Origin of the sequence: Pseudomonas syringae pv. tagetis, from assembly GCF_022557255.1 — a bacterium.
Classification (GTDB): Bacteria; Pseudomonadota; Gammaproteobacteria; order Pseudomonadales; family Pseudomonadaceae; genus Aquipseudomonas; species Aquipseudomonas caricapapayae.
Genome location: NZ_CP092923.1, coordinates 5,636,418 through 5,655,164, shown reverse-complemented (window position 1 = coordinate 5,655,164; position 18,747 = coordinate 5,636,418). Strand labels below are relative to the sequence as shown.

The 18,747-nt window shown below is 59.5% G+C and carries 16 protein-coding genes; 4 read left to right on the top strand and 12 right to left on the bottom strand.

Annotated elements, in window-relative coordinates:
* Positions 1 to 21: 21 nt before the first annotated feature.
* The 4 genes from tssC to MME58_RS25310 all read right to left on the bottom strand — a co-directional run bounded on the left by tssC (position 22) and on the right by MME58_RS25310 (position 4,921).
* Positions 22 to 1,524, bottom strand: a complete 1,503-nt coding sequence (gene tssC / locus MME58_RS25325) for a type VI secretion system contractile sheath large subunit (RefSeq protein WP_054985209.1) — start codon at positions 1,522 to 1,524, stop codon at positions 22 to 24.
* Between the two features lie 14 nt (positions 1,525 to 1,538).
* A complete protein-coding gene (tssB, locus tag MME58_RS25320) occupies positions 1,539 to 2,072 on the bottom strand; it encodes a type VI secretion system contractile sheath small subunit (protein ID WP_002551425.1) in 534 nt (177 codons plus the stop codon).
* A gap of 69 nt (positions 2,073 to 2,141) precedes the next feature.
* Positions 2,142 to 2,891 (bottom strand): hypothetical protein, encoded by a 750-nt coding sequence (locus tag MME58_RS25315; protein ID WP_002551426.1) that lies wholly within the window; start codon positions 2,889 to 2,891, stop codon positions 2,142 to 2,144.
* Between the two features lie 1,202 nt (positions 2,892 to 4,093).
* Positions 4,094 to 4,921 carry a hypothetical protein gene (locus MME58_RS25310; RefSeq protein WP_055004912.1) on the bottom strand — a complete coding sequence of 276 codons (828 nt, stop codon included), beginning with the start codon at positions 4,919 to 4,921 and terminating at the stop codon, positions 4,094 to 4,096.
* 175 nt (positions 4,922 to 5,096) lie between these two features.
* On the opposite strand from MME58_RS25310, the gene MME58_RS25305 reads away from it, so the two are divergent.
* The gene (locus tag MME58_RS25305) at positions 5,097 to 7,025 is read left to right on the top strand and encodes a RecQ family ATP-dependent DNA helicase (RefSeq protein ID WP_055004911.1); all 1,929 of its coding nucleotides are present in this window, start codon (positions 5,097 to 5,099) and stop codon (positions 7,023 to 7,025) included.
* A 60-nt stretch (positions 7,026 to 7,085) separates the two neighbouring features.
* Here MME58_RS25305 and MME58_RS25300 read toward each other — a convergent pair whose 3' ends face one another.
* The 4 genes from MME58_RS25300 to MME58_RS25285 all read right to left on the bottom strand — a co-directional run bounded on the left by MME58_RS25300 (position 7,086) and on the right by MME58_RS25285 (position 11,913).
* Positions 7,086 to 7,547 (bottom strand): glycine zipper domain-containing protein, encoded by a 462-nt coding sequence (locus MME58_RS25300; protein WP_054985206.1) that lies wholly within the window; start codon positions 7,545 to 7,547, stop codon positions 7,086 to 7,088.
* Between the two features lie 211 nt (positions 7,548 to 7,758).
* The gene (locus MME58_RS25295; RefSeq protein ID WP_055004910.1) at positions 7,759 to 10,095 is read right to left on the bottom strand and encodes an FdhF/YdeP family oxidoreductase; all 2,337 of its coding nucleotides are present in this window, start codon (positions 10,093 to 10,095) and stop codon (positions 7,759 to 7,761) included.
* Positions 10,092 to 10,928, bottom strand: a complete 837-nt coding sequence (gene fdhD / locus MME58_RS25290; protein WP_054985204.1) for a formate dehydrogenase accessory sulfurtransferase FdhD — start codon at positions 10,926 to 10,928, stop codon at positions 10,092 to 10,094. Before fdhD ends, MME58_RS25295 begins: the two co-directional genes overlap by 4 nt.
* A gap of 103 nt (positions 10,929 to 11,031) precedes the next feature.
* On the bottom strand, positions 11,032 to 11,913 hold the full coding sequence (locus MME58_RS25285) for a LysR family transcriptional regulator (RefSeq protein ID WP_054985203.1): 882 nt from the start codon (positions 11,911 to 11,913) through the stop codon (positions 11,032 to 11,034).
* A 150-nt stretch (positions 11,914 to 12,063) separates the two neighbouring features.
* On the opposite strand from MME58_RS25285, the gene lysM reads away from it, so the two are divergent.
* Positions 12,064 to 12,504: a peptidoglycan-binding protein LysM gene (gene lysM, locus MME58_RS25280; RefSeq protein WP_054985202.1), complete on the top strand. Its 441-nt coding sequence runs from the start codon at positions 12,064 to 12,066 to the stop codon at positions 12,502 to 12,504.
* 41 nt (positions 12,505 to 12,545) lie between these two features.
* Here lysM and yrfG read toward each other — a convergent pair whose 3' ends face one another.
* Positions 12,546 to 13,208: a GMP/IMP nucleotidase gene (gene yrfG / locus MME58_RS25275; protein WP_054985240.1), complete on the bottom strand. Its 663-nt coding sequence runs from the start codon at positions 13,206 to 13,208 to the stop codon at positions 12,546 to 12,548.
* A 97-nt stretch (positions 13,209 to 13,305) separates the two neighbouring features.
* Here yrfG and nudE point away from each other — a divergent pair, with 97 nt between their 5' ends.
* Together nudE and cysQ are read left to right on the top strand one after the other, a co-directional pair.
* The gene (nudE, locus tag MME58_RS25270) at positions 13,306 to 13,872 is read left to right on the top strand and encodes an ADP compounds hydrolase NudE (RefSeq protein WP_005734101.1); all 567 of its coding nucleotides are present in this window, start codon (positions 13,306 to 13,308) and stop codon (positions 13,870 to 13,872) included.
* Positions 13,869 to 14,711, top strand: a complete 843-nt coding sequence (gene cysQ, locus MME58_RS25265) for a 3'(2'),5'-bisphosphate nucleotidase CysQ (RefSeq protein ID WP_054985201.1) — start codon at positions 13,869 to 13,871, stop codon at positions 14,709 to 14,711. The genes nudE and cysQ overlap by 4 nt, the downstream gene beginning before the upstream one ends.
* Positions 14,712 to 15,058: 347 nt before the next feature.
* Here cysQ and MME58_RS25260 read toward each other — a convergent pair whose 3' ends face one another.
* Genes MME58_RS25260 through MME58_RS25250 form a run of 3 tightly spaced genes read right to left on the bottom strand, consistent with a single transcriptional unit; the run spans position 15,059 to position 18,712 of the window.
* Complete coding sequence (locus tag MME58_RS25260) at positions 15,059 to 15,532, bottom strand: YiiD C-terminal domain-containing protein (RefSeq protein ID WP_055007197.1); 474 nt, start codon at positions 15,530 to 15,532, stop codon at positions 15,059 to 15,061.
* Positions 15,519 to 16,904 carry a sigma-54-dependent transcriptional regulator gene (locus MME58_RS25255; RefSeq protein ID WP_054985199.1) on the bottom strand — a complete coding sequence of 462 codons (1,386 nt, stop codon included), beginning with the start codon at positions 16,902 to 16,904 and terminating at the stop codon, positions 15,519 to 15,521. Before MME58_RS25255 ends, MME58_RS25260 begins: the two co-directional genes overlap by 14 nt.
* Positions 16,901 to 18,712 carry a sensor histidine kinase gene (locus MME58_RS25250; protein WP_371913027.1) on the bottom strand — a complete coding sequence of 604 codons (1,812 nt, stop codon included), beginning with the start codon at positions 18,710 to 18,712 and terminating at the stop codon, positions 16,901 to 16,903. The genes MME58_RS25255 and MME58_RS25250 overlap by 4 nt, the downstream gene beginning before the upstream one ends.
* Positions 18,713 to 18,747 lie beyond the last annotated feature (35 nt).

Here is an 18,747-nt window from a genome sequence, read left to right as displayed (position 1 = left end):
CCTCCCTGGCTAAGTGATGGATCAGCCGCGAGTCGATTGCGGCAATTCGGCGACCAGACGCAACGATGCCGTCAGTTCATCCAGTTGGTAATGCGGACGCAGGTAAGTCACGGCCTTATAGACACCAGGCTTGCCAGGGACTTCAAACACTTCGGCACGCGCCTCGCGCAGGGGGAACTTGGCCTTGGCTTCCTGGCTCGCGGTGTCATCCAGCAACACGTAGCTGGACAGCCACTTGTTGAGGAACAGTTCGACGTCCTTGCGGGATGCAAAACTGCCGATCTTGTCGCGCATGATCGCTTTCATGTAGTGAGCGATACGCGAGGTCGCGAAGATGTATTGCAGTTGCGCCGACAGGCGTGCGTTGGCGTTGGCAATGTCGGTGTTGTACTGCTTCTGCTTCTGGGTCGACTGGGTGCCGAAGAACGCGGCGTAGTCGGTGCCTTTACAGTGCACCAGAGGAATGAACCCCAGGTCTGACAGCTCCTTTTCGCGACGGTCGGTGATAGCGATTTCAGTCGGGCATTTGAGCGCGATTTCACCGTCATCGGTCTTGAACGTATGAGTGGGCAGGCCTTCGACCAGACCACCACCTTCGACACCACGGATCGCCACGCACCAGCCGTAGCGGGAGAATGCATCGGTCACGCGAGTGCCCAGTGCGTAGGCAGCGTTCATCCACAGGTATTTGTTGTGGTCGCGGCCATCGACGCTTTCGACGAAGTTGAATTCTTCGACGGGTGTGGTATCCGGGCCATACGGCAGGCGACCCAGTACGTGCGGCAGGGTCAGGCCGACGTAGCGGGAGTCTTCAGAGGCACGGAACGACTTCCACTTGGCGTATTCGACGGTGTCGAAAATCTTCGCCAGATCGCGAGGTCCGGCCATGTCGGTGAACGAGTCCCAGCCGAACAATTCAGCCGAAGCAGCGGAAATGAATGGGGCGTGGGCCGCAGCCGCAACGTGCGAGATCTCTTCCAGCAAGTACATGTCTTCCGGGCTGCGGTTGAACTCGTAGTCACCCAGCAGCATGCCGAACGGCGCACCACCGAAGGTGCCGTACTCTTCTTCGTAGATCTTCTTGAACAGTGCGCTCTGGTCGAATTCGGACGAAGCCTTGAGGTCACGCACGAGGTCTTTTTTCGACGCGTTGAGCAGGTGGATCTTCAGCGTGGTGCTGGTCTCGGTCTGGTCAACCTGGTACTTCAGGCCGCGCCAGGACGCCTCCAACTGCTGGAACTCACGGGCGTGCATGATTTCGTTCATCTGCTCGGAGAGCATCGAATCGATCTCGGCGATGCGCGCGTCCAGCACGGCAATCAGGTCCTTGCTGGGCGTCATCTCGCCTTCCAGCACCTGGGCCACCAGCTCGCCGATCAGATCGCGGGTACGGGTACGCTCGGTTTCGGAGCGCGCAACGCGGCTTTCGGAAATGATGCTGTCGAGCAGGGAGGATTGCGGGGCGAAGTTTTCAACTTCAACCGTCGTACTGTCCTGCTGAGTCACGGGTTGCTTATCGGTCATCGTCAGGCTCCTCCTTACTCTTTGCTGTCGGTGGCAGGAACAGCGGCTTCACGGCCGAATTCCTTGCCCAGGGTTTTCAGCTTTTCAGTGTTCTGCAACACGTCCATCAGCAGCTCTTCGAGCTTGTCGTTGCCGCCCATCTTGTTACGCAGGTCAGCCAGCTTGTTGCGCACCTCCAGCAACTTGCGCAGCGGCTCTACCTGACGCACGACGTTCTGCGGCTCGAAGTCTTCCAGCGCATTGAAGTTCAGCTCGACACCGAGTTGGGTGCCGTTTTTCGCCAGGGTGTTGTCGACGCGGTATGCCAGGCGCGGCTTGATGCCTTTGAGAACGCCATTGAAGTTGTCGCGGTCGATGAAGATGAACTTGCGATCCTTGAGTTTGGGCAGCGGCTCCAGCGGGTTGCCGGAGAAATCCCCCAGAACGCCTACAACAAATGGCAGCTCTTTCTTTTCCTGAGCGTCGCCGATATCTACGTCGTAGGTGATATGGACCCGAGGCGCGCGAACGCGGTCAAGCTTGTGCTGGGTACTTTCCTTCTTCGCCATCGTCATCTCCTGTGCGAGCAACTCGCTGCAAGTCGTTTGCGTACCGGGCCTGCGGCAGGCCGGGCGCGATTAGAGTCCTTCAATCGTCAGCAAGAGGCGCTGACGGATTTCATCGTTCATTTCCAGAATATTTTCGTGTCCGACCAATTCTTCAAAGCTGGTATTGCCTGCGATCTGCGTGCTGTTGCGAATGACCGACTCATCCGGCAATTCGGAGCGAACAGGCGAGCTGATCACACAGAACGGCAGATCGCCGAAGTCTTTCAAACGCTCGAAACTGACCGGGAAGCGCAACCCTTCGAACAGGCGGCTCATGCCCGGTGATTTGCTGAGGCAGTAGAACAGGACCAGATAATGCACAACGTAGCGGTACAGCTCTGCGCTGCTGCGATTCGGGTCTTTGATGACCTTGCGAAACTGCGCCAGATCGAACGAGTTGAAGCCCACCACCCAGCGCACCGGACTGGTGATGCGAATGGTCTGCCCGCTTTGTGACAACACCATGTCGTATTCGAGCGGGAACAGCTCGGGCGTCGTACTGATCAGGTTCAGCGGCACTTCCAGTTCATTGACCAGCTTGAACGGCTCTGCCGATGCAATGCGGTCGTAGAGCTCCTTGAGCTCCTTGAAGTGGTGCTGGGTCTCGCGGCCGCTGCTGCGTTGCGCGCCCTGCAGGTATTCACCGAAGAATGTCTGCGGGCGTATCAGCAACGCGAGGGTCGACAGGTAGTCAGATGCCTGCACCTTGAGCGCGTCGGAAATAGCGCGCGTCTGCTTGCGCAGCTTGATCAATGCTTCTATATCGAACGTCTGAGTCATCGGTACATCGTCCTTGAACCCTTCACGACCGCTTCCCGGATCAGACCGGGGCGGGGAAGAGCTGCGAGTTTCTCGACTGCACACCTACTCACGAAGTGGTCCTGCCCTGTGTGTCACTGCATGACACACCGCCACAATAATGAGGGAGGATTTAGTGCTGGCATATGGATGTCGTCTAGCCAGCAGTGTGGTCTATGGCACTATTTTTAGTAGGAAAGTTCCTACAGGCGGTGGATATTTTCTCGGTTTCGTTACACTAAGCAATGATGACTATGAGCCATCATTGGGTTGAATTGCACCCTTAATATAGCTGTAAGTATTGATTTTAAAGGGCTTTAGGGCGTTATTTGGATCCGATCATGGGTGCAAATTAAGCTTAGAAAGATGAACTGATTCACCCGATTCTCAAGTGTCAAAGACGATAAGTTCGCGATACTCGCTTAGAGTCGGACATTTCATGAACCGCAGATGATGGCACTGCAAGGGTTCAGGTGGGCAATGGAAGGACAGTAAAACGAGGCAGAAGAAAATACCTCAGGCGTAAGAGCGTCTGTCGCCACAGGAGGTTGGGCAGTGGGAAGGAACCCTATCGATAACTGCTCGTGGCTTTTTCGAAAGCCAATAAAAAACCCGCCGAAGCGGGTTTTTCCAAGACCATCCCGACTTCCTGTCGGACGCCTCCGAGGCGATGGTCGATCATCCTTGATCCTGGTGAACTCCCTGTTCACCACTTGATGGATCCAATCTTACGGAGGGCGAGTCAGGGCGGAAATAGCCAAGTTCCTCCACTGCGTGTAAGCCTTTCGCTATACCGCCAGGGCTCAGGTTCAAACGGCGTGGTGGGGGGAGGGGACTCTGGCGTCAGGAAAATTATCGAATCCGGCGGGGCGATTGACAGTAAAAATCACAGGCAATAAAAAACCCGCCGAAGCGGGTTTGTACCAAGACCATTTCAACTCCCTGTCGGCTGCCTTCCCGGCGATGGTCGATCGTCCCTGATCCTGGCGAACTCCTTGTTCACCAGTTGTTGGATCCAATCTTACGGCGCTGATGAAGAGTGCAAAATAGCCAATGTTCCTCATTGCGTGTAAGCCTTTGGCTATACGTGTCAGGGATTTTGCTGATTATCAGCCGTGCAGAGACCCGCCGAACACAGGTTTATGGCGGCGAGAATACCGTGCCAGAGCGGTTTCGAGCGCTTTTTAAGGTGAGAACGTCGCTGCCACTTCACAGTAGCGCTGTTCGGCATTTTTACTGCCCTCGTCGCGATTTCGCGCCGCGCGTTTGGTCCATTCCCGGCATTCTTCCCTGAAGTTAACCTGCGCGGCCTTGCGGCATTCGCGCCGTTCGACTGAGTGAATCGCGAAATTCTTGCAGACGCTGTCGCCGTCGATCGTGTTGCCGTAAACCCGCCACTGCGCGCGGTAGCGGTTTCTGCCGTCCCATTCACGGATGGACGCCGTCGCCACACTGTAGGGTCGGGAAGGACGGGCTGCATTGCGCGCAGCGTTGTTCTTGAAGTCGGCCATGTAGTCTGCAGACACCATGCCTGTAGCAGGCTCTGCCTGAGCAGGGCGAGGGATCTGGCCGAATCGGCAGTTCAATACGCTCTCGTCGATGACGTTGCCATTCTTCATGCAGTTATCCAGCGGCTGGACGTTAACAGGCTGTTCCTGTGTTGCAGAGACAGGCAAGAGCCCAAGGCTTCGGGTCGAGAGTGCTGGCGAAGTCGTTTCGACCGTTGCGGGTTCGCCTTCGGCGGATGTCGTCTGTGTTTCTGCTTCAGGCACAGGCTGCTCGACGACGGGCACCGGCACCGCTTTTGGGCCTCGCACGTGCGAGGCGACCAGCCCGGCCAGGCAACCGGCAACGATCAGGCCTGCCAGCCATAGCCCGTAGGGGCGCGACTTGCCCGGTCGAGCGTTACGTTTACGGCCTGGATGTGCGCCTAGAACGACGTCGACCTGGCCCGGCACGAGGCGCTGAATGCGGATAATCCCGTCGTCTTCGGGTTGTTGTGTGGAATCCATTCCTGCTCCAGATCAAGCGTTACTGAGTGATCGCCGCGCGCTGCTGATACAGCAGGCAGCAAATTTCAATTCTATGGGCTATGCGCTGTGTTTCTGTAACGCATCGGTGCTGTATGCCTTTGGTGCATCACGCTAAGGTTGGGGCCGTTTTATTTGACTGATGGATGGGCAACACATGCACCAGCGTCTTGAGCAGGTTTTTGGTTACACGCAGTTCCGTCCAGGTCAGGAGGCCGCAATCAGTGCCGTGCTGGCAGGCCGTTCGGCTGCGGCGATTTTCCCTACCGGCTCAGGCAAGTCGCTATGTTACCAATTACCTGCGTTGCTGCTGCCCAATTTGACGCTGGTGGTTTCACCCTTGTTGGCGTTGATTCAGGACCAGCTCGCCTTCCTGCATCGCCACGGCATCTCGGCAGCAAGCATTGATTCTGCGCAGAGCCGCGATGATGTGGCCGACGTCATGGCGCGAGCGCGCTCCGGAGCGCTGAAGATCCTGATGATCTCAGTCGAGCGTCTCAAGAACGAGCGTTTCCGCAATTTCATCGCCCAGGTGCCGATTTCATTGCTGGTGGTCGACGAAGCGCACTGCATCTCGGAATGGGGGCATAACTTCCGCCCCGACTACCTGAAGCTGCCGGACTACCAGCGCGAATTCAACATTCCCCAGGCATTGCTCCTGACCGCCACGGCGACCCCGCACGTCATCACAGACATGCAGAACAAATTTGCCATCGCCCCCGAGGATGTTATTACCACCGGCTTCTACCGCGCCAACCTGCAGCTGTGGGTCAAGCCGGTAAGTGGACGTGACAAACGACGCCTGCTGGTGGAGTGGCTCAATGGGCGACGCGAGCAGCCGACCATCGTTTACGTGACCCTGCAAAAGACAGCCGAACACATTGCGGCGCACCTGGAACAGAATGGCCTGCCCGCCAGTGCTTACCATGCCGGACTGCCCAACGATCAGCGCGAGTCGATCCAGAAACGTTTCATGGGCGGTAGTCTGAACTGCATCGTGGCAACCATCGCGTTCGGGATGGGGATCGACAAGAGCGACATCCGTAACGTCGTACATTTGGACCTGCCCAAGTCGATTGAAAACTACAGCCAGGAAATCGGCCGGGCGGGGCGTGATGGTGCCGCCTCGGATTGTCTGGTGCTGGCCAACCGCGACAGTCTCAATGTGCTGGAGAACTTTGTGTATGGCGACACGCCGGAGCGCGAGGGCATTGCGCGTGTGCTGGAAGATCTGCTCGGTGCCCGTCATGAAGGGCAGTGGGAGTTTTTGCTGGGGCCGCTGGCCGATCTCAGCAATATCCGTCAATTGCCGTTGAAGACCTTGCTGGTGCAACTGGAGCTGCGCGGGATCATTGCGCCGCGTTACGCGTACTTTGCCGAGTACCGCTTCAAGTTTCTGCTTCAGCCGCATGATCTGATGGCGCGTTTCGAGGGCGAGCGGCGTGCATTCGTTCAGGCGTTGATTGACACGTCCAGCCGGGCGCGGACCTGGGCTACGGTCAACTTCGACGCGATGTACCAGCAATACGGTGCCGAGCGCGGGCGGGTGGTCAAGGCGCTGGATTATTTTCAGGAAAAGGGCTGGATCGAGCTCGAAAGCAAACAGATGACCGAGGTCTACAGCGTGCTGCGCAGCGACTTTGACCCGCAGGCGCTGAGTCTCGAATTGTACGATTACTTCGCCCACCACGAAGCCACCGAAGTTGCCCGCATTCACGCCATGCTGGAGGTATTTTCCAGCGACCAGTGCCTGACTCATCGGCTGGCGAGCTACTTCGGCGATTACAACGCGCCCGAGCAATGCGGTCACTGCTCAGTCTGTCACGGTGAGGTTGCCCATCTTCCTGAGCCGCCCGCACTGGAGCCACTGGAAAGCCGGGACTTTCAGCAGCTGTGCGGCGAATTTATCCACAAGCACCAAGACTACACCGGCCAGCCGCCTGGTGCCGACTGCCTGACGCGCTTCCTGTGCGGCATCAGCGTGCCGTTGTTCACCAGGCTCAAGGCCCGCGCGACCAGCGGGTTTGCCGTGCTGGAAGATTATCCGTACGCGCAGGTCAGGACGTGGGTGCAGGCAGTGCGGTAGACGAAATGAAAACCGGCCGCTCAAGGGCGGCCGGTTTTGATGCATCAGCTAACAGTCGTATCAGTCACGATGACGGCGATGGCCGTGGTGTTTCGGGCGGTGGCCATGACCACGGTAGTCACGACGATCGTCCCGGCCGCCACGGTAGCGGCGATCGTCGCTACGGGTTTCGTTGCCCATGTAGTTACCAAGCGCGGCACCGCCGCCGCCACCTACCGCCGAGCCGATCAGGCTGCCGGTACTGCCGCCGACGCTACGACCCAGCACGTTACCACCTGCTGCGCCCAGACCACCGCCGATAGCTGCTTCTGTTCGGTTGCGACGGTCTGCAGCGACCGCGCCACCGGCAGCACCACCAACACCTGCGCCAATCGCTGAACCTGTGCTGCCGCCGAGCTGTTGACCGACGACCGAACCGAGTACCCCACCCAATGCTCCGCCTGCACCTGCTTCAAGGCTGCCTGCAGAGGCTGCACCGCTGATCAAGGCAAAAGACAACAACAGTATCGAGGAATACTTCATGTATGGAATCTCATAGGGATGACGGCGCGATCTTGGTGTCAAGTGAAGAATGTAGCAATGCAATTCCGACGAGTAACACGACTGCAACACAACTTGCTAAGTTATTGTTTTAGCTGAGGAACTTAAGTTGAAAAAAACAGTCTGAGGTTACTTGCGAAAGGCCCGTTTCAAGCGAAACGGGCCTTTTTTGTGGGCGTCTTTCAGGGAAGCGTCAGAGGATGCGGGCCGACTCTGCCGAACGCTCGAGACGAATGGCCACGAACTTCGACGTCGGGGTGCTGCTGCCGTCACCAACGCTTTCCAGCGGCACCAGTGGGTTGACCTCTGGGTAATAGGCCGCAGCCTGACCGGCCGGAATGTCGAACGGCAGCAAGGTGAAGCCTTTGACACGGCGCTCGCGCTTGTCGCTCCAGATCGAAATCAGATCGGCCTTTTGACCCGGCTGGAAGCCCAGACGGATAATGTCGGCCTCGTTGACGAACAGCACGTCACGCTGACCTTTTACGCCGCGATAACGATCATCCAGGCCATAAATGGTGGTGTTGTACTGATCGTGCGAACGCATCGACTGCATGATCAGGTCGGGAATCTGCCCCGTGGAACTGATGTCCTCATGAATCAGGCTCAGCGGCAGCGCGTTGGACTTGAAGTTGGCGCGTGTCGAAGCGGTGTTCCAGCGGCGCGCACCGGCGGCATTGCCCAAGTAGAAACCGCCCGGGTTCTTGACGCGCTCGTTGAAGTCCTTGAAGCCTGGGATGGTGTCGGCGATCAGGTCACGAATCCGGTCGTAGTCTTCCACCAGCCACAACCAGTCCACCGGGTTCTTGCCCAGCGTCGCGTTGGCAATGCCCGCGATGATGGCTGGCTCTGAACGCATCTGCCTGGAAGAAGGCTGCAACTGGCCGTTGGAGGCGTGCACCATGCTGAACGAATCTTCCACGGTGACCGCTTGCGGGCCATTGGCCTGGATGTCGATGTCGGTACGGCCAAAGCATGGCAGGATCAACGCATCCTTACCGTGGAACAGGTGGCTGCGGTTGAGTTTGGTGCTGATCTGCACGGTCAGGTCGCAGTTGCTGAGGGCTTCGGCAGTCCGATGGCTGTCCGGTGTCGCCTGGGCGAAGTTACCGCCCAGAGCGATAAACACCTTGGCGCGACCCTCGGCCATGGCGTGAATGGCTTCGACCACGTTGTGGCCATTGTCGCGAGGCACTTTGAACTGGAAGCGTTTTTCCAGTGCATCGAGCAGGAATACCGGTGGGCGCTCATTGATGCCCATGGTGCGGTCGCCCTGCACGTTACTGTGACCGCGCACCGGGCACAGACCGGCACCAGGGCGACCAATGTTGCCGCGCAGCAGCATCAGGTTGGCGATTTCCTGAATGGTTGCGACCGAATGCCGGTGCTGGGTGATGCCCATCGCCCAGCACATAATGACGTTCTTGCCCTTGGCGTACATGCGTGCCGACTGTTCGATGTCAGCCAGCGCCAGGCCGGACTGCTCGACGATCTCGTCCCAGGACGTGTCATCGATGGCGGCCAGGTACTCAAGCACGCCTTCGGTGTGTTCATTGAGAAATGCATGATCGAACACGGAAGGCGCATTGTTGAGCTGCGCCTCGCGCTCCCATTGCAGCAGAAACTTGGCCATGCCGCGCAACAGCGCCATATCACCGCCCAGCGCAGGGCGGAAGTACGCCGTGTTGGTCGGGCGATCACCGTTGGTGAGCATTTCAACCGGGTGCTGAGGGTGCTGGAAACGCTCCAGGCCGCGCTCTTTGAGCGGGTTGACACACACCACCTGCGCTCCGCGCTGTACTGCTTCACGCAGAGGTTCCAGCATGCGCGGGTGGTTGGTGCCGGGGTTCTGGCCAAGGACGAAGATAGCATCAGCGTGTTCGAAATCCTCGAACGTCACGGTGCCTTTGCCCACGCCGACGCTTTGCGACAGCGCTACGCCACTGGCCTCGTGGCACATGTTCGAACAGTCCGGGAAGTTGTTGGTGCCGTAGGCGCGCACGAACAGCTGATACAGGTACGCAGCTTCGTTGCTGGCGCGGCCGGAGGTATAGAACTCGGCCATGTTCGGGCTGGGCAGGTTTTTCAGGTGTTTGGCGATGAGTGCAAACGCGTTGTCCCAACTGATCGGCTTGTAACGATCGGTTTCCGCGTCATAGGTCATTGGTTCGGTCAGGCGGCCCTGATATTCAAGCCAGTAGTCGCTCTGCTCCAACAGTGCGCTGACGCTATAGCGAGCAAAGAAGGCCGGGTCGACACGACGTTTGGTGGCTTCCCAGTTGACGGCCTTGGCACCGTTCTCGCAGAACTTGACCATGCCGCTTTCCGGCGAATCGCCCCACGCGCAGCCTGGGCAGTCGAAGCCGCCGTTCTGGTTGGTCTTGAGCATCATGCGCAGGTTTTTCAGCGCGTTGTCGCTGCCCAGCCAGGCCTGGGTCACGCTGATCAGTGCGCCCCAGCCGCCTGCCGCACCTTTGTATGGCTTGTAGCGGGGGGTAGGTGTCTTGTCGGCTTGATGATGAGTGCTCACGCTTGAATCTCCATCGCAGGGCTATAGACCCGCGGCGCACTGTGCTGCGGCAGGTGAATTAAATTGAGGTTGTGACGGCGGGCCCATTGCAGGGCCAGGCCGGTGGGCGAAGACAGGCTGACCAGAGTCTGGATGCCGGCGCGCAATACTTTTTGAATCAGCTCCAGGCTGCAGCGGCTGGTGACGATGGCAACGCCGCCGGCCATGGGAATGTCCTGACGGATCAGCGCGCCGATCAGCTTGTCCAGCGCGTTGTGACGGCCGATGTCTTCGCGGCCCAGCAATAACTGGCCGTTGCTGTCCATGAAGACGGCAGCATGTACAGCGCCACAATGGCGGCCAAGTGGCTGGAACTCACCGATGCGCTGGCGCAGGCCCTCCAGCCATTCGATCGGCGGCAACGGTGCACCCGGCAATACATTCAGGTCGGGTAATGCCTGCTCGACTGCTTCAACGCCACACAGCCCGCAGCCACTGGTGCCCGCCAGTTGCCGGCGCTGCTGCTTGAGTTCCCAGAACGCGCGGCTGGCAATCTCGACCTCAGCCTGCATGGCCGAGCCGCAACCACTGAGCTTGAAGTCATATATTTCATCACGCGAGGCGATGATGCCGCTGCCCAGGCTGAAGCCGACGATAAAGTCTTCGAGATCGCTCGGGCTGACCAGCATGACCGCCTGGCTGATGCCATTGTAGGCAATGGCCAGTGCCACTTCTTCGGCCAGCGCATTGCGCGCAGAGTCCTGCCCCTCGAGGTTCGAGTAGCTGTAAAACTGGCTTGCTTCGGGGACCGGCGCAGGAGAGGGCGCCGAGCTGACCTTGCGCGTGACGTGCATGGGCTTAAATACCGGCAGATTGACATCTACAAGATTAGGCGTCTTCCCGGGTATCGTCTAATCGCAAATGCTGATGTGCCGATAGATGACGTCGATCAGTACGTCAACGAGGTATTTCTGCTACCAGCGCAAAACAGGCTTCGGCCAGTGCCGAGCGTGGTGCACTGCGGCGCATGATCAGTCCCAGCCGGGCCAGCGTTCGGGCATCGGCGATCGGATGCAGGCGCAAATGTTCGGTAAGCGTCTCCAGGCCTCCGTCCAGTGGCATGATCGCGCAGCAGAAACCACCATGCACGGCTTGCAGCAACTGATGAACGGCATCGGTCTGTATCAACGGATTAGGGTGAAGACCGCGGCTGTGGAAGTTGTGATCGATGGACTGGCGAAAATGCATGCCGCTGGTCAGCGTGCCCAGCGGCAGTTCGATCAGGTCGGCCCAGCTCAAGGGGGCATCACCGAACGTGAAATGCCGGCGGTCATACAGAAGACCCATGCGCGTGTCGTCCAGGGTCAGCGAGTCGAAGCGCTCATTGTCCAGTCTTTCCAGGTATGAAACGCCCAGATCGATACGATTGCTCGCCAGTTGTTCAAGCACTTGCTCGGAGCTGAGTGACGACAACTCAAAGCGCAGGTTGGGGTGCATCTGATGCAGGCGGTGCAGCAATGGCAGCGGATCGAAGCTCGACAGCGGCACCACACCCAGACGCAGTGTACCGACCAAATGGCCGCGGCAGGCTGCCGCTTCAGCCTGCAGGCCGTCGTACGCTGCCAGCACGGTGCGCGCCCAGGCCAATACGCGCTCGCCTGGTGCAGTAAAACCCTCGAAACGCTGGCCACGATTGACCAGAGGCAAACCAAGCTCTTCTTCGAGATTGCGAAGACGCATCGACAGGGTGGGCTGGGTGATGTTGCAACGCGCAGCCGCTTGGCCGAAGTGCCTCGTTTCATCGAGGGCGATCAGAAACTTAAGTTGCTTGATGTCCATATTCACTCCGATGGCAGTCCAGGCAGCCGATTCTACGCTTTCAGGCCGAGCCCTGGTCGAGCCACGTTGGTCGGAAGCCTGCAGCCCGCGGTTTACAAGGGCTACACTTTTACCAATACCCCTGAAAACCTACGTACGGAGATCCAGAACATGAGCCTTATCAGTTTCCTGAAAGAAGCAGGCGAGAAAATTCTGGACGCACTGACGTCAAACCATGCCAGCGCAGAAGACGCATTGAAAAAGCATATTTCCGAGGTGGGCCTGGGCAATCCCAATGTTCATATCGAAGTCGTCGGCAGCACTGTCATCGTCGAAGGCCAGGTCGCCAATCAGGAGGAAAAGGAAAAGATTGTCATGACGCTGGGCAATATTCATGGCGTGGATAAAGTCGATGACCGAATGACGGTTGCGGGCGGCGAGACTGCTGAATCCGAATATGTCGAGGTGCAGTCGGGCGACACGCTCAGCGCCATTTCCAAGCGTGTGTACGGCGATGCCAATCAGTACCAGAAAATCTTTGAAGCCAACAAACCGATGCTCAAGGACGTAAACAGGATTTATCCGGGTCAGAAGCTTCGTATCCCCAGGTGATCTGAAGCAGGTGCTCACTTGCGAGTGGGCATCTGTCAGCCTCACAACGTCTTGATAAGCTCGCGGTAGTCGTCCACTGCGGCGAACTCTTCGGTGTCCTTTGGGCCTTTCTGGCTATTGGGCTGGCTGACAGCCAGCAAATGGGCTACACCAAAGTGGCGGGCGCTGCGCAGGATCGGCAAGGTGTCGTCGATAAACAGGCTGCGTGCCGGATCAAACGCGGTTTCGGCCTTCAAGGCGTCCCAGAAATGCTGGCTTTCCTTGGGGAAGCCGTAATCGTGAGAGCTGATCAGACGCTCGAAATAAGGTGCCAGCTCGATTCGCTCCATCTTCAGCGACAAGGAATCCCGGTGCGCATTGGTGATCATGATCACCCGCTTGCCAGCCTTCTTGATGGCGGCGAGAAAGGTTTCGGCGTCAGGGCGCAGCGCAATCATGTGCGCAATTTCGCGTTTCAGGTCGCGAACCGAAAGTTTAAGCTCGGCACTCCAGAAATCCAGGCAGTACCAATTGAGCGTGCCCGCGTTGTTTTCGAACAGTGGTTTCAATTCCAGCCAGGCCATGGCGAAACTGATGCCATGCAGTTCTGCGTAGCGCTGCGGCAGGTGCTGCATCCAGAAGTGTTCGTCGTAATGCAGGTCGAGCAACGTGCCGTCCATATCCAGCAGGACGGTATCGATTTCGCTCCAGGGCATGGAAAGCATTCTGGCCTCGTCAGGGGGTTGGTAGCGGGTGAGCATATCCGACACAGACATCGGGAAAAGCTCGGTATAGTACCTCGTTCATGTAAAGGAGCCTGTCATGCGTCAGAAACCTACCGTACTTGCCCGTGCAATCGTCGCCAGCAGTCGTCTGTTCCGCGTTGAAGAGCTGCAATTGCGCTTTGCCAATGGCGTCGAGCGGACCTACGAGCGTCTGGCCAGCAGGGGGACCGGCCCCGGTGCGGTGATGATCGTGGCCATGCTCGATGCCGACCACGCGGTGCTGATCGAAGAATACTGCGGTGGTACCGATGCCTACGAGTTGTCCTTGCCCAAGGGCCTGATCGAGCCGGGCGAAGACGTGCTGGCGGCTGCCAATCGTGAACTCAAGGAGGAAGCCGGTTTCGGTGCCCGGCAACTGGAGCTGCTGACCGAGCTGTCGCTGTCTCCCGGCTACATGAGCCAGAAAATTCAGGTGGTTCTGGCCACCGATCTCTATGAAGAGCGGCTGGAGGGCGATGAGCCCGAGCCGATTCGGGTCGACCGGATCAACCTGCGGGAGCTGTCCAGCCTTGCACAGAATGCCCAGTTCAGCGAAGGCAGGGCGCTGGCGGCGCTGTACCTCACCCGTGACCTGCTGACCCAGCGTGGATTGTTCCAGCCATGACCGATTCGTTACAAAACCTGCCGCATCCACTGCTCGCTCCGGTGATTGAACTGGCACGACTGGCGGGGGAAGTGATCCTGCCTTTCTGGCGCGCCAATGTCACCGTCACCACCAAGACCGACGACTCGCCCGTAACGGCCGCCGATCTGGCAGCTCATCAGGTGTTGGTCGAGGGTCTGCAGGCGCTTGACCCGGAGATCCACGTGCTCTCCGAAGAGGATGCCGACATTCCCCTCAGCGAGCGCGCAAGCTGGGAGCGCTGGTGGCTGGTCGATCCGCTGGACGGCACCAAGGAGTTCATCTCCGGCAGTGAGGAGTTCACCGTCAATGTGGCGCTGATCGAGCGCGGTCGTGTGGTGTTTGGCGTTGTGTCGATGCCGACCAATAACCGCTGTTACTTCGGTGGTGCCGGTCTGGGCGCCTGGCGCAGCGACGACATTGACCACATCCAGCCGATTGCAGTGCGCAATCAGCCGGGTGAGGGGCAGACGTTTACCGTGGTCGCCAGCCGTCGTCATTCCAGCCCCGAACAGGAGCATCTGTTGGCTGGGCTGTCGAACGGGCTAGGGCATTTGCAACTGACCAACATCGGCAGTTCGTTGAAATTCTGCCTGCTGGCCGAAGGCGCTGCCGATTGCTACCCGAGACTGGCCCCGACCTCGCAATGGGACACCGCTGCGGCACAAGGTGTGCTTGAGGGCGCAGGTGGAGAAGTGCTGCAACTCGACGGTAAACCGTTCAGCTACCCGGCACGCGAATCGCTGCTCAACCCGTTCTTTCTGGCCCTGCCAGCCAACGCCGAATGGCGCGACAAACTGCTGGTGCTGGCGCAGTCCTGAAGGCGGGCTTCAAGGCTTCTGCCCGGCGGGCGTAGGAGCGAACTTGTTCGCGAAGAGGGCGGTGTAGTCGATACATTTCCTGCGTCAGGAATAGCGCCTTCGCGAACAAGTTCGCTCCTACAAAAGCGTGGAAATCTGTGGCGTAGTCCTGAGGTCGGCTACAAGGCTTCTGCCCAGCGGGCGTAGGAGCGGCCGGGGCCGCGTCCGCATTGTTCGCGAAAGGGCTGGTGCATCCTTAGCAGATCCAATGCTTGAAACGACGTCTTCGCGAACAAGCGAAGCGTCGCCCGGTTCGCACACAGGCCTACTTACAACGCTGAGACCAGTGAATCCACTGCGCACAAGTTTCATCTGTGCAGCACAAACTGCCCGACAAACTTCACGGCCTGATCTTCGCTGTCCTGCGCGGTAATGTAGGTATGCAGCGTCAGGCGGGCGCGGCCTCGGCGTTGGTAAGTGGTGATGAATTTGTCCCACTGCGCCGGCTCTGGCGCATCGCACCGTGCGATGGCATCGGTGCGTACGGGCAGTGGATAACTGATCTGGCCGTCCTGAATCACGATATGCCCATCGGTGATCCCGACTTCGCGCAGCCGCAGGTGCAGCCAGCCCCAGCCCGCCAGCACGGCGCCGCAGTACAGGCTGCCGCCAAACAGCGTGCTCTTGTGATTGACGTTGGGTGCCAGTGGCAGATGCAGGCGTAATGCCTGGTTGTGCCAGTCAATCACACGCATGCCCATTTCGCGGGTCAGCGGAATGTCGTGGTGCAGTACCTGTTCCAGCCCGCTGGCTGGATCATGTCCAGGTTCAATCGTTGTCATCGGACGCTCCACTGCTGTCGCCAAATGTCAGGCCGTGCTTGCGCAGCTTGTCGTGCAGGGTCTTGCGCGGCACTCCCAGCGCCTCCGCCAGGCTGCGAACCGAGCTGTGCGGGCGAGCCAGCTCGGCGGCGATCAACGCCCGTTCGAAGCTTTCCACCTGATCGCTCAGCCCTCCGCCGGGCGGTGGGGCCTGCTCTGCATCAGCGCCTTCCAGCTCCAGTTCCAGGCCCAGTGCAAAGCGTTCGGCGGCGTTTTGCAGTTCACGGACGTTGCCCGGCCAGTTATGACGCAGCAGCAGCGCCCGCTGACCCGGTTTGAGTTCATGCTTGGGGATGCCGTGGCGCATGCTCGCGGCATCGGCATAGTGTTCGAACAGCATCAGCGCGTCCTCACCCCGTTCGCGCAACGGCGGAATGCGCAGCGAGGCGACGTTCAGCCGGTAATACAGGTCCGCCCGGAACCGGCCCTGATCGGCGGCCTGACGCAAATCCTCCTTGGTCGCTGCAATGATGCGGATGTCCAGCGGGATCTGCTGATTGCTGCCCATCCGCTCGACCACGCGTTCCTGTAGCAGGCGTAGTAGTTTGACCTGCACATCCAGGCTCATGCTTTCGATTTCATCAAGAAACAGCGTACCGCCATTGGCAAATTCGAATTTGCCGATGCGGCGTTTTTGCGCGCCGGTAAAGGCCCCCGGCTCATGACCGAACAACTCGCTTTCGACCACCGATTCAGCCAGTGCCCCGGCGTTGATCGCCACAAACGGGCCGCTGCGGCGGTTGGACAGGTCGTGCAGGGCGCGGGCGACCACCTCTTTGCCCGCGCCGGTTTCGCCAAGGATCAGCACGTCGGCACGAGTCCCGGCCAATGCCCCGATCTGCTCGCGCAGACGCAGTATCGGCGCTGACTGACCGATCAGGCGCGTGCTCAATTGCTGGCGATCACTCAAGGCCAGACGCAAGCTGCGGTTATCCAGCACCAGACGGCGCAGCGCCAGGGCGCGGCGCACGCTGTCGAGCATGGCATCGCTGGCGAAGGGTTTTTCCAGAAAGTCGTAGGCACCGGCGCGCATGGCCTTGACCGCCAATGGCACATCGCCGTGACCGGTGATCAGCAACACCGGCAGATCAGGGTCCTGTGCGTGAAGCTGGTCAAGCAGTTCCAGGCCGTCCATGCCCTGCATGCGGATATCGCTGACCACCACGCCCGGCCAGTCGCGGCCGATGCGCTCGGCCAGCCCTGTGGCTTCGGACAGCGACAGAACGTTCAGGCCCGCCAGATCCAGCGTCTGGCGCAGTGCTTGACGCAAGTGCGAGTCGTCGTCGATCAGCACCACCTGAATCTGGCTGTCGATGGCTATGTCCGAACTCATGCGGAAAGGTCCTCTGGCGGTTGAAGATTGGCCCCGGAAGCACCGGCACGCAGGCGCAGGGTGAGCACTGCGCCGCCGCTCGGGTGGTTGGCGAACAGCAACTCGCCGCCCAGTGCGCGCATCAGCGTATCGCAGATCGCCAGACCCAGGCCAAGCCCCTGGGTGCGGGTCTTGGTCGTGAAAAATGGTTCGCGGGCCCGCGCCAGTGCTTCCTGAGAAAAGCCGGGGCCGTTGTCACGAATGTACAGGTTGACGCCCTCGGCGGTCTGCTCGGCACTTATCCACAGCCTGCGCGGCGGGCCTTTTTCGGTCAGCGCGTCCAGTGCGTTGGCGATCAGATTGCCGAGCACCTGACGCAGCCGGGTTTCACCGGCCTGCACCCACAGCGTTGCGTCCGGCAAGTCGCGAATCAGCTCGACTTCCATGGCGCGACGTCGCTTGGCGAGCAACGCCAGCGCATCGTCCAGCGCCGGCTGCAGCGCCACGCTTTCAGGCGCGTGCCGGTCGCGGCGGGCAAAGGCGCGCAGGTGAGCAATGATCGACGCCATGCGCCCGGTCAGTTCGCTGATCAGCTTGAGATTGCCGCGCGCGTCTTCGGTGCGCTGATGATCAAGCAGCACTTCGGCGTTTTCGGCGTAACTGCGGATGGCCGCCAGAGGCTGATTCAGTTCATGGCTGATACTCGCCGACATCGTCCCCAGTGCTGTCAGTTTGCTGGTCTGGACCAATTCGTCCTGGGCCTGAACCAGCTCCTGCTGCGCCTGTTCGCGCTCCAGCACTTCCTGGCGCAGGCGGCTGTTGAGCCCTTCCAGATCGCTGGTGCGCTCGATAACGCGCATCTCCAGCTCGCGACGCGCCTTGGCCTCGAACGCGATGCGGTCCAGATAATGGCGGCGGCGCTGCATCATCAGGCCGAGCAACAGCATCAGCACCAGAAGCGCCGCGCCGCCAATCGCCACCACCGTACGTACCTGACGGTCGACGAGGGCGCGGGGCGCGAGGATGTTCACGTTCCAGCCAGTTTCTTCGATGGCCTGGGTCTGGGTCAGCCAGGCGTGCTCATCAATTCTCAAGGGACGCGGATCGCGGGTCGGGTAGGATTGAATCGCGACAATGGCCTGTTTCTCGTCATCCGTCAGATCGCGTGTTGCCCGAAAGCGCCATTCGGGGTTGGACGTGAGGATCACCACGCCGTTCTGGTCAGTCAGCAGCAGTTGCTCGGGCGTCTTGCCCCACAGGGTTTCGGTGTGGTCCAGATCGACCTTGACCACCAGCACGCCAATCACCCGGTCACCATCGCGCACCGGACCGGCAAAAAAGTAACCGCGCTTGGCCGACGTGGTGCCGAGGCCGAAGAAACGCCCGGTTCTGCCCGCCAGCGCATCGATGAAATAAGGCCGGAAGGAGAAATTGCGGCCAATGAAGCTGTCTTTCTGATCCGAATTCGAAGCGGCCAGGGTCAGGCCGTTGGCGTCCATCAGGTACATGACGTCGGCACCGGTCTGGCGCGTTATCTCGCTGAGCAGGCGATTGGCGTTTTTCAGGGTGGTGGTGTCGCCCGGTGCCGCCAGTGCACCGCGCAAGGCAGGCAGGTCACCGAGGATCTGCGGCAGGGTTTCATAACGGTGCAGGGTGCCGAGCAGGTTGGCAACGTACAGGTCCAGGGTTTGACGGTTCTGGTTTGCCAGTACGCTGCGGTAATAACGTTCGGCCAGGTGTTCGAGCGGCCACAGCAACGGCGCCAGGCAGATCGCCAGAAGGGCAAGGCTGCGCCAGCGTGGACGGGGCGGCAGAGCAGCAGAGGTCATGGTCATCGATTGGCCGTCGCCGAAGGGTTGGCGAT

Excerpts from the sequence above, each read along its gene's own strand:
- tssC (WP_054985209.1), bottom strand. The coding sequence starts at position 1,524 with ATGACCGATAAGCAACCCGTGACTCAGCAGGACAGTACGACGGTTGAA.
- tssB (WP_002551425.1), bottom strand. The coding sequence starts at position 2,072 with ATGGCGAAGAAGGAAAGTACCCAGCACAAGCTTGACCGCGTTCGCGCG.
- MME58_RS25315 (WP_002551426.1), bottom strand. The coding sequence starts at position 2,891 with ATGACTCAGACGTTCGATATAGAAGCATTGATCAAGCTGCGCAAGCAG.
- MME58_RS25310 (WP_055004912.1), bottom strand. The coding sequence starts at position 4,921 with ATGGATTCCACACAACAACCCGAAGACGACGGGATTATCCGCATTCAG.
- MME58_RS25305 (WP_055004911.1), top strand. The coding sequence starts at position 5,097 with ATGCACCAGCGTCTTGAGCAGGTTTTTGGTTACACGCAGTTCCGTCCA.
- MME58_RS25300 (WP_054985206.1), bottom strand. The coding sequence starts at position 7,547 with ATGAAGTATTCCTCGATACTGTTGTTGTCTTTTGCCTTGATCAGCGGT.
- fdhD (WP_054985204.1), bottom strand. The coding sequence starts at position 10,928 with ATGCACGTCACGCGCAAGGTCAGCTCGGCGCCCTCTCCTGCGCCGGTC.
- MME58_RS25285 (WP_054985203.1), bottom strand. The coding sequence starts at position 11,913 with ATGGACATCAAGCAACTTAAGTTTCTGATCGCCCTCGATGAAACGAGG.
- lysM (WP_054985202.1), top strand. The coding sequence starts at position 12,064 with ATGAGCCTTATCAGTTTCCTGAAAGAAGCAGGCGAGAAAATTCTGGAC.
- yrfG (WP_054985240.1), bottom strand. The coding sequence starts at position 13,208 with ATGCTTTCCATGCCCTGGAGCGAAATCGATACCGTCCTGCTGGATATG.
- nudE (WP_005734101.1), top strand. The coding sequence starts at position 13,306 with ATGCGTCAGAAACCTACCGTACTTGCCCGTGCAATCGTCGCCAGCAGT.
- cysQ (WP_054985201.1), top strand. The coding sequence starts at position 13,869 with ATGACCGATTCGTTACAAAACCTGCCGCATCCACTGCTCGCTCCGGTG.
- MME58_RS25260 (WP_055007197.1), bottom strand. The coding sequence starts at position 15,532 with ATGACAACGATTGAACCTGGACATGATCCAGCCAGCGGGCTGGAACAG.
- MME58_RS25255 (WP_054985199.1), bottom strand. The coding sequence starts at position 16,904 with ATGAGTTCGGACATAGCCATCGACAGCCAGATTCAGGTGGTGCTGATC.
- MME58_RS25250 (WP_371913027.1), bottom strand. The coding sequence starts at position 18,712 with ATGACCTCTGCTGCTCTGCCGCCCCGTCCACGCTGGCGCAGCCTTGCC.